Genomic DNA, 10,003 nt, shown 5'->3' with positions numbered 1-10,003 from the left:
CGGACAAAGTTGATTGATTTTTTTTAAAATAATGCGACATCTTTGTTGACATATTCCGAATACCGATCAGAAAACCGACCGGTATGGCGGCAAGAGTAAGAAGTGCCTGTTCGCCGAGCAGAATAAACGATATCTCTCCTTTGGTCATGCCGAGCACCCGCAGGCTTGAGAGTTCACGTGCCCGTTCGGAAAGCGAAATACGCGCTCCGTTGTAGACCACGGCAAAGGCAAGCACGCAGGCAAACGTGGTAAGAATGATTGTGGAGGTGGTCATGCTTCTTGCTATCAGTTCATCGAAACTCTCCTTGAGCGCTTTCAGCATCATGATTCCTGCAACTCCGGGCATTTTTTTAAAGGTGGTGTTGAGTTGCGCTCCCTTGAGCTGGTCTATGCGCAGATAGGCGGCATTCAGCGCTCCTCCGTCTCCTGCCAGCCGGTTCAGCTCGGCTATGTTCATGTAGGCAGAAAGGCCGAGTATTTCATCGATTGTGCCGCCGACAAGAAGCTCGCGATGAAGCTGTTTTCCCTGAAGAAAATCAATCTGAAGCCTGTCGCCCGGCCTTACACCGAGTATGTCGGCAAGAGTGGTGGTCAGGAGGATGCCGTTTTGCGGAAGATTGACCTGCAGGTTTGATTTGTCAACCAGCCGCTGCAGCCCCACAGCCGACTCCAGACCCTTGATGGTCTGCCGGCGGGATCGATGAAGAAAACTCATTCTGACCGGTTCCTCACGGTAGAATTCGTGCTCAAGCACCCCGTCAAGAGAAGCAAATGCATAGGCAACCGAAGGCGGCATGGGATCATTGAAAATAACGGTAACATCCTCGCAGTGTTTCCGGCTGAACTCCACCTGAACCATCCTGTCGACCGCATCGTAGGTGTAACGGCCGGCAATAAGAATGGCAACGGCAAGAGAGATCATGAGCACCGACAGCGCTGATTTCCATTGATGCCGCTCAAGGTTCCGGACAATAATCCTGACCGGTACCGGCATTTTATGACGAAGCGGTTCACGGTCAAAGAGACCCGGTTTGTAGATAACCGGAGAGTCGGGACGCATCGCTTCGGCTGGCGGAAGCAGAACGGCACTGCGGACTGCACCAAGTGCTCCGAAAAGAGCTGCACTGAGGCTCAGAATGACCGAGAGGGCCACATCCTCAATTCGGAAGTAATAGACCAGTTCGGCAAAATTATAGAAATCCGCATAGATGTTCATCAGCCCTCGGCCGAGCCAGGCTCCGAGAGCTGTGCCGCCAACGGCACCAACGGCAACAGGAATCATGGCAAAACCGAGATAGTGCAGACCGACATCTTCATTGGAGTACCCCATCGCTTTGAGCACGGCTATCTGGTCACGCTGGGTGGCGACGATACGACGAAGCACAATGTTGAGCAGAAAGACCGCAACAGCAAGAAAGACCAGAGGAAGAAAGGTTATCTGGATGCCGACCTGCTTGATTTCGTCGACAATGAAGCGGTCGGAGAGCTGCTCGCTCCTCCCGTATGCTCCGAGTGAACCATATCGCCGGAAGAGGTTATCAAGCTGCATGATAACGTCCTTTTCCGAAGCACCGTGAGCCAGTGTGAGTGAGAGGTCATTGAACCCTCCGGTCATGTCAAGCGCAGATTCAAGCGCCTTGCGGCTCATCCAGAAAACGCCGAACCGCCGTTTGTCCGGAAAAAAGGCTCCCGGCTGAACCTCATAGATATATTCCGGGGAGAGTCCCATGCCGACGATAAGCAGCTCTTTTTTATGTCCGTTGATCACCGCACCGATATGGTCGCCCGGCACAAGATTGTTGGCTTCAAGAAAGGGTTTGCTCGCAATCACCTCTTCAGGCTTTCCCGGTTCAATGTAGCGCCCTTTTTTCAGAAACAGATCGTTCAGCACCGGAATCCCCCGATAGTCGGGAATCGAGACCAGGCGGCCTGTCGCCGGTTCGTCAAGACCCGGAACATCAAGCGTAACATCAGTTGTGATCCGGGTAGTGACTGATGCAACCCCCTGGATTCGGCTCACGCTCTCCCGATAAAACTCGGGGGCACTCTTGACCTGCAGAAATACATCTGCGAACCGGTAACGGCTGTAGTAGCGCTCACGGGAGGCCTCAAGCGAATATTTCACACTGCTCATGGAGACAAACACGGAGATACCGCAGGCAACAACAGCCGCCACAGCGAACATCTGACCTTTGTGACGCAGCAGGTCGCGCAGCAGTTTTCTCTGAAGTTGCTTCATCCCGGCCTCTACCAGACAAGTTCCGAAGGGGATACCCGGGTCAGGTTCCTGCGATCTTCGGAAACCTCGCCGCTTCGAAGGCGAACCACCCGGTCAGCCATACCGGCGATGGATGCGTTATGGGTAATGACAAGGGTTGTTGTGCCGAGTTCACGGTTGACGTTTTCAATGACATCAAGTACCAGCTTCCCGGTCTGAAAATCAAGCGCACCAGTTGGTTCATCGCATAAAAGCAGTTCCGGCCGCTTGGCTACAGCCCTTGCAATGGCTACCCGCTGCTGCTCCCCTCCGGAAAGCTGCGCGGGAAAATGGTTCAGCCGGTCACCCAGCCCAACCAGACGAAGCGCCTCATCGGCCTTCATCGGATTTTCAGCAATCTCGGTAACCAGCTGTACGTTTTCAAGTGCGGAGAGGCTTGAAATCAGATTGTAGAACTGGAAAACAAAGCCGATTGAGCGTCGCCGGTAGGCCGTCAGCTCCGCTTCCGTAGCGGCGGTAATCTCCCGGCCATGAAAAAAAAGCTTGCCTGAGGTGGGTGTATCGAGTCCGCCGATAATATTGAGCAGGGTCGATTTGCCGCTGCCGGAAGCACCGAGCAGCACGGCCAGCTCACCGGCATAAAAATCAAGGGATACATGTTTCAGCGCATCGACCTGCACCTCTCCCATGATGTAGGATTTTGACAGATCGCTGATCCGGAGCACAGCCTGTGATTCACCAATGCCGGATCTGTCGGCGTGCATAGCCATTATTTTGAATATCCGGACCAGTAACCGCTGTAAACCAGTCGCCCGGTTTTTGAACGAACCAGCTTTAAAAGCCGCTTGTATACCCGGTCAAAATATTCATCGGACTCTTCCGCCCATTTCGCATAATTCAGAACATTGCCGGTTTTCATCACAACGCAGATGGTCGGGCGGGACTCATCAGGCATACCCTCCCTCAAAGTCTCCTTGTAACGCTCAAGCTGTGGCAGGTCGAGCGCGGAAACTGTTTCCGGAAAATTCAGACGACCGGAATATCTCTTTTCATAAAGTCTGTTTTTGAAAGGCTTGACTATACTTGTTATAACTTCACCGTTCTCCCTGAGCGTCAGTTCCTGTCCGCCAAACATGCCCTGGATATCCCTCAACTCGATTTTTGCATAGTTTGCTGCATAAGCTCTGCCGCAAAAAAGCAGAAGAAGAAAGGTGATCACTACTCGTTTCATGACATCCCCTTGAACAGTGCCCTTGATTATTAAAAGCCGCATAGGTGCATGCGTTCTGAACGAAGACTGCCGTTTCTGATAAAATACAAAACCCGCTCGGGTTCATGAGCAGCGAAATCCGATATTTTTACTGCTTTGCACACTTGATTTGTAAAATGAAGCGGGTTTCATGAGCGCTGAAACTGTATAATTATGCCGGGATTTTTGTAACATCCACTTCTACAAGGACAATTCTATACGCCTATGGATCTCAATTCCCCCCTTCTCACAGCCCTCCTCTTCAGTGCGGGTATGTTCTCCGGTTTTTTGATCAGCCGGTACTTCAATAAAAGAGGGAAGCAATCAATGAAGCACAATGTTGCCATTGCAGCCTCAAGCGTCAGCGGACGGGGTGCTTTTGCTTCTAATAAGATCATGAATGGTGCGGTGATCGAGCGCTGCCCGGCGCTTGAGGTAACGGACAAAGATATCGGCGGAGAGCTTCTGAACTACGTATTCTACGGGAACCGGGAAAACTCACGCCTGGTGGTCATGGGTAACGGCATGCTCTTCAACCACTCGTTCACACCCAATGTTGCATACTATCTTGAAGAGACGGATATCGGACCTGAACTGATACTCTATGCTCTGCGCGATATTGAAAAGGGTGAGGAGCTCTTCTACAACTACGGTGACGAGTGGTGGGCAACCCGTCAGGGGTGAAAATAAAAACAACAGCCAATGATTACGAAAGCAGTTCAAAAAGCGATGATTTGGCTGCTTTTTTATCGAAAGTCAATACCTGCTCACAACCGGACACGGCTGCGTCAAAGGCGATCAACAGGTCCGACAGATCAAGATTATTATGCCGGGCATCTGAAATAAAAGACCTGACGGACGCTTGCGAATCGAAGAGAAGAATGGGAAGCAATAACAGTTCAGAAAGAGCATCAAGAAGGTCTCGACGTTTTATTGCATAAACAGATTCCAATACCCATATCAGCTCAAGCAATACTGGAACAGTAACATAAAAAACCGTTTTTTCATCCTCGGCAGCCTTAAACAACCGGTATACCTTATCTGCCTGCTCCTTGTCGTCACGCACAAGAAATCGCACAAGAATGTTGGTATCAAGCGCTTTCACCGAACCTGCTGTCTGAATTTCAGTCGAACAACATCATTGATTTCCTGAATTGAAAGTGCTTTCCTTTCAGGATCAAACAACTTGCCGAAAAGATCATCAACACTCTTTTTGATCGGCGTCACAACAATCCTCCCCCCCTTTTCACATGAGAACTCAAGCTTGTCACCGGAGTGGAGACCAAGAGTATCCCTCACTGTTTTAGGAATAGTCACCTGCCCTTTATTCGTCATTGTTGCGATTACCATAAAATCTCTCCTTACCATTCAAATTATATCTTACTTCATGGTAAGGAATTTTAACCGAAAAGAAAACAAACATCAAACAAATACATATCCGCAATCACGAGATATTACTGTCCGAATCTCCCTGGAACAACGTTCAGGCATCACTATAAATTGTCGTGAGCGGTTTGAGTGCGAGGCGGCCGGAGCGCAGAAACCGGAATGTACACGCAGTACTTGAGGATTTCGAGCACCGAGCACCGACCAACGAAACAATCGAATCGCGGAATAGATTTATAGTGGCGCCTGCATTACAAGCGCTTTGAGAGAATTCTCTTCATCGCCGCCTCATCAATCAGTACGGCATTGCTCTTGCATCGGGTGATAGAAACAAGGTGGTCAATATCGCGGGGCGCCAGTCCGTAACGGCTCAGGCGCGGAAAGCGGAGCTGCTCCTGCCAGGCTTCAAGCCTCTCAAGCAGTTTTTCACATCCGGAATGAACATCCCCGTATGCAGAGCCGGAGAGCAGGGCTCCCGCTCTGGCATATTTATGCAGAACCGGATGGTTCCGGTCAAGCTGATGCAGGGTGGCAATATTCTCTCGGGTCGCCTCAAGAAGAAGTGTTGCACAGAGTGTGCCGTGCGGTATGTTGACAAGTCCGCCTACAGATGAAGCAAATCCATGCACAATACCAAGCCCTGCATTGGCAAGCACAATACCCGACATAAGGGCTGCAAAGGCAAGATCGCCTCTTGCGCCAATATCAGAAGCTCGCTCGGCACAGACACCGGGAAAGGAGCGGCTGAAGCGTTCAAGACCGATGACTGCAAGTGCGTCAGTGTATGGTGAGGCAAAAGGCGATGTATATGCCTCAATCAGCTGGGTGCAGGCATCCATTCCTGAAGCGGCGGTCATCGCTTCCGGGAGTGTGAGCATGAGTTCCGGATCGATCAGGGCAATATCGGGAACAAACGCCGGATGGCGGAGAGAGCGCTTGAAACCGCCGGCTCCTACCCTGCTGATGACGGCGTTACTGGTAACTTCGCTGCCGGTGCCGGAGGTTGTGGGAACGGCTATAAAAGGAACCTTCCTGCCGTCATGAGCGGTAAAGGCCTCCTGCCCCTCTATGAACCGCTCAACCGGAAGAGTCTGGAGCAGCATTGCCGAAATTGCCTTGCCCGCATCCAGAACACTCCCTCCTCCGATGGCAAGAACCGCGTCCACGGAACAGGCCCTGAAGCTGGAAACCGCACTGTTGACCAGTTCAGGAGAGGGCTCACGATCAACGGCAAGATGGTTTATCATCAACCCGCTCTGTTCCAGGCTCTCGATAAGCCCGGTAAAATGACCCGAGTGCCGGAGTGCATGAGCGCCGGTAACAACCAGAACTGTTCTGCCGAATGGAGCAGCGAGTTCCGGAAGCAAGGAGATCCGGCCCGCTCCAAAGTGAATGGCCGGAAGCGGAAGAAGGGAAAAATCCTGTTCACTCATCTCGGCACTACCTTGACGTATTGAAAAAAGGGTATCAACCGTTTCCACTCAACAACAGGTAGAGTGCCCCCGAAATCCAGACAAAAACCTCGGTCAACTCACTGGCGGCTCCAAGAACATCACCTGTAACCCCTTCGATCTTTTTATAGCTCAACAGCCCGGTCATCCCTCCAGCAGCAGTTGAGGCTGCCAGCAATAGAAAGAGCGCGGCCATATCCTGATGGAGCAACGGGAAAAGAAAGAGCAGGGTAACGAGCGAAGCGACCGATATATGCGTCCATCCGGCACCGGTTACAAAAGCGTGGGCTGTCCCACCCTCTCGGCGGGCATAAGGGAGCGCTGAAGCAAGAACCACCTGCGTCAGACGGGCAAGCAGCACGCCGGCAGCAATAAAGGTGAATGCTCCGAGCTCAATCAGTTTCAGCACAGCAATCCATTTAAGCAGAAGCAGCAAAGAGAGTGCAATGGCACCAAAGGAACCGACATGAGGATCCTTCATGATCTTCAATACCGACTCCCTGCTCCTGCCACCCCAGAAGCCGTCCGAGAGATCGGCAAGTCCATCCAGATGCATCCCTCTGGTCAGGCTAATTCCACCGAGAACAACAAGTGCGGCCGCCAGTTCATTCCATCCCGAGAGATGAGCGGCATAACCGATCAGCGCCTGCAGCACACCGAGCAGAAGCCCGACAAGGGGAAACCAGAAAAGCGTTTTACTGAAGCTGTCGGTATCCCGTCCGGGAACAGAGAAAACCGTCAGCGTTCGTATGGCTGAAACCAGGGCTCTCAGCATCAGGTCCCGCTTTTTTCACTGATTTTCGCCGAACTGAAGGTTGCCATCTCTTTATAGATTTTAACGGATGCCTCAATAAGCTGCATGGCCAGAGCTGCACCGGTTCCTTCGCCAAGCCGGAGATCGAGATCAAGAATCGGCCTTGCGCCAAGCTTCTGCATGATAACCCTGTGCCCCTGCTCATTGGAGGTGTGGCTGAAAAAGAGGTAGTCGTCTACTGCCGGAGAGAGCTTCAGGGCAACAACGGCTCCGGCTGACGAAATAAAGCCGTCAACTACAACGGGTAGTTTCAGGGCGGCAGCTCCGAGAATAAAACCGGTGATGGCGGCAATCTCATAGCCGCCGAGTGCGGCAAGCGTTTCGAATGGCGCTGTGCAACGGGCAGCATTGATCGCAAGTGCCCTCTGGATAACCTCAATTTTATGCTGGAGGCGTTCATCATCAATGCCGGTTCCCCTGCCGGTTATGCTCTCAACCGGAACACCGAGAAGAACAGCGTAGAGTGCCGTTGCCGGAGTGGTGTTGGCAATACCCATCTCGCCGGTTCCAAGAATATGGTAACCTGCATCATAAGCATCGCCAGCTATTGATGCTCCGCGAAGCAGCGCCTGCAAGGTATCCTCCTCACTCATGGCCGGACCTGATGCCATGTTGGCACTCCCCGGTTTAACCTTGTATTTCAGAAGCCCCGGTGTGTCCGGAAAGTCATGATTGACACCCATATCAACAACCGCCAGATCAGCTCCGGCATGACGTGAAAGCACATTGATCGCTGCTCCGCCGCTGAGCATATTGTAGACCATCTGGGGCGTAACCTCTGCCGGAAAAGCCGAAACAGCTTCTGCAGCAACCCCGTGATCGGCAGCAAAACAACAGATTTTCTTTTTTGAAAGCTCCGGATCAAGCTTGCCTGTCGCCAGCACATATTTCAGGGCAATCTCCTCAAGTCGGCCAAGACTCCCCTGCGGTTTGGTAAGGTCATCAAGATGTGCCTGCGCCGGGGCTCTGAGCGCCGGATCAGCAGGGTGGATAGCGCTCAAAAGTTGCAGCAACTCGTTATGCATAGGATATAGCAATCTATTTACGTTGTTCTGTGATACTGTTCTTTACAGATTCAAACAGAGTGTACTGAGTTCATGTCCTGAAGTGCCGGACAAGATACAAAAAAAAAGGAGGCGGCGTAAGCCCCCCCCTTTTTTGGCTGCCATACTCTTGAGATTACTTCAGCCCCTTTTTCACTGCACTCTCCCTTGCCGTTATTTCAGCCGAACCGAGAGGCCGCTGCAGAGCAACCAGGCCTCTGTGGCTATGGCGGCTACCTTCTAGTTTATCATACCGGCTGCATCCCGGAATTGACGGGAGATGGCACTATCCGGCAAATCACCCATACCGATCTCTTTTGATACAAGAATAACATCACAGGGCGGCTTTTGAAGAACATCAAGAAAATGAGCGATCTGCTCATCAATCGCCCGATGATCTTCCAAATGATGCGTAAGATTTCGTGTCCACATCGTCAGACAGTCGAACAGGACAACATCAGTACCGAGAGGCAGATTAAGGAAAGCACGCTGCGGAAAAAGGGGCTCCTCCAGTGTCATAAACCGGTTGCTCCGCTCCTCCTGATGCCTGCCGATACGATGCTGCATCTCATCATCAAACGGCTCAGCCGTCGCAACAAACACCCTGTTCCGGTAGTCAGCAGCCAGTTGCAAGGCAAATGTGCTTTTGCCGCTCCTCGCCCCTCCCGTGACATACATTACCTTGTTCATCATCTATATATGTAATTAAAATTTAATCGAATAACGCTCAAGATCACATCCAAAAATCTCAACACCCTTATGACTCCCTGTACGCTTTGCCGCTGATCAGCCGATCAGGAGCTGGAGAGATTCACTTCCCAACTCCTGTTTTTATCCTGCACCCGAACCTTGATATTGAAAGACTTCTCAGGCTGACTGATGATTTTGAAAGAACGGCTTGCGGAATCATACTGAAGCCATGACGGGAGAGGCGCCCCATTATCCAGGGTAACCTTCTCGTTTCCCGTCCCCTTTGAAAGACCCCTTGTAACATTATCAGGCAGAGGTATAACAGCGTTTTGTGACTGGCGAACGAGCTTTCCTCCGACAGAAACATTGATCACTCCCGTAAACGGTGCCTGAGTTTCGCCGGCTGATGCCGTCCCGCCAAGAGGAAGACTCGCCTGATTGATATCCGATCCCTGGTTAGTAGTGCCGCTCGTCACAGCCGTTGTACTTCCGGTATCAGCAACCGTCTGAGTGTTGCTGTTACTGTTACTGTTTTGCATACCGGAGTTCGTGACACCACTCGTTTGATTCTCCTGCACAACCCCACCGGTTGTTCCTGCAGATGCTACCGTTGTAGCCGAAGGTAATGAGAGCGACAATGATGATGATGTCGCTGTCGAATTTGAAAGCGTCTGACCAATCGACATCGTGCCGGAAGGTAGCTTTGTTGTTATGCCTGCCGGAACGACACTTGGAACATTGATTGTAACCGTGATAGTGGGGATAACGGTCTGCGGAATATCCTCAACCCGCAGCTTGCCGTCCACATAACTGACCGTATAGTTACTCAGCGAGAAGGTTCCGCCCTCGGCATTACCTGGAGTAATCGGGTATGGACTGCCTGCAACGGAAGCTGTTGAAGCAGAACCGGCGCTTGTCAGCGTTACACTGCCGACTGTTTCGCTGCCGATCAGTCCGCTGATCGAGAAAAGGGTTAAGGACGGAACCGTACCATACTTCTTGCTCACATCATTAGCCGTGACCGTCAGATTGGCCTTCGTAATATCCGCAACAAGTCCACTCTGCTGCAGCAGCGTATAATTGCCAGCATCACTGCCACTTATGGTATTGCCGCTTACCGTTACCGCTTTGGATGTTCCGACATTCTTGTCC

10 protein-coding genes and 1 pseudogene are annotated in these 10,003 nt (G+C 51.7%); 1 reads left to right on the top strand and 10 read right to left on the bottom strand.

Annotation, left to right across the window (positions count from 1 at the left end; translation table 11 throughout):
• The 3 genes from BOO20_RS00565 to BOO20_RS00555 all read right to left on the bottom strand — a co-directional run.
• The coding region (locus tag BOO20_RS00565; RefSeq protein ID WP_076789246.1) for an ABC transporter permease at window positions 1-2,239 on the bottom strand (2,239 nt) is incomplete at its 3' end.
• Between the two features lie 8 nt (window positions 2,240-2,247).
• On the bottom strand, window positions 2,248-2,988 hold the full coding sequence (locus tag BOO20_RS00560) for an ABC transporter ATP-binding protein (protein ID WP_076789243.1): 741 nt from the start codon (window positions 2,986-2,988) through the stop codon (window positions 2,248-2,250).
• Window positions 2,988-3,449, bottom strand: coding sequence for a hypothetical protein (locus BOO20_RS00555; RefSeq protein ID WP_076789241.1), 462 nt, complete (start codon window positions 3,447-3,449; stop codon window positions 2,988-2,990). Before BOO20_RS00555 ends, BOO20_RS00560 begins: the two co-directional genes overlap by 1 nt.
• A gap of 243 nt (window positions 3,450-3,692) precedes the next feature.
• Between BOO20_RS00555 and BOO20_RS00550 the strand changes: the two genes are divergently transcribed.
• On the top strand, window positions 3,693-4,151 hold the full coding sequence (locus BOO20_RS00550) for an SET domain-containing protein-lysine N-methyltransferase (protein ID WP_076789238.1): 459 nt from the start codon (window positions 3,693-3,695) through the stop codon (window positions 4,149-4,151).
• A gap of 22 nt (window positions 4,152-4,173) precedes the next feature.
• Here the strand turns inward: BOO20_RS00550 and BOO20_RS00545 are convergent, their stop codons facing one another.
• The 7 genes and pseudogenes from BOO20_RS00545 to BOO20_RS12810 all read right to left on the bottom strand — a co-directional run.
• Complete coding sequence (locus BOO20_RS00545; protein WP_076789233.1) at window positions 4,174-4,572, bottom strand: PIN domain-containing protein; 399 nt, start codon at window positions 4,570-4,572, stop codon at window positions 4,174-4,176.
• Complete coding sequence (locus BOO20_RS00540) at window positions 4,569-4,817, bottom strand: AbrB/MazE/SpoVT family DNA-binding domain-containing protein (protein ID WP_076789231.1); 249 nt, start codon at window positions 4,815-4,817, stop codon at window positions 4,569-4,571. The genes BOO20_RS00545 and BOO20_RS00540 overlap by 4 nt, the downstream gene beginning before the upstream one ends.
• A 287-nt stretch (window positions 4,818-5,104) precedes the next feature.
• A complete protein-coding gene (locus BOO20_RS00535; RefSeq protein ID WP_076789228.1) occupies window positions 5,105-6,286 on the bottom strand; it encodes an iron-containing alcohol dehydrogenase in 1,182 nt (393 codons plus the stop codon).
• A 34-nt stretch (window positions 6,287-6,320) separates the two neighbouring features.
• Entirely contained in the window at window positions 6,321-7,079 is a 759-nt protein-coding gene (cobS, locus tag BOO20_RS00530; RefSeq protein ID WP_076789225.1) for an adenosylcobinamide-GDP ribazoletransferase, read from the bottom strand.
• Window positions 7,079-8,143: a nicotinate-nucleotide--dimethylbenzimidazole phosphoribosyltransferase gene (gene cobT / locus BOO20_RS00525; protein ID WP_076789223.1), complete on the bottom strand. Its 1,065-nt coding sequence runs from the start codon at window positions 8,141-8,143 to the stop codon at window positions 7,079-7,081. The genes cobS and cobT overlap by 1 nt, the downstream gene beginning before the upstream one ends.
• A gap of 192 nt (window positions 8,144-8,335) precedes the next feature.
• Window positions 8,336-8,851: pseudogene (locus BOO20_RS00520) on the bottom strand (bifunctional adenosylcobinamide kinase/adenosylcobinamide-phosphate guanylyltransferase).
• A gap of 104 nt (window positions 8,852-8,955) precedes the next feature.
• Window positions 8,956-10,003 (bottom strand): MBG domain-containing protein (locus tag BOO20_RS12810; protein ID WP_198935393.1); only part of this gene is annotated, 1,048 nt, incomplete at its 5' end.

The sequence above is a fragment of the Chlorobium sp. KB01 genome (genome assembly GCF_001975465.1).
In the GTDB taxonomy this organism is placed as follows: Bacteria; Bacteroidota; Chlorobiia; order Chlorobiales; family Chlorobiaceae; genus Chlorobium.
Note: the sequence above shows the minus strand (reverse complement) of the source record. Positions and strands in the feature narration are given on the sequence as shown.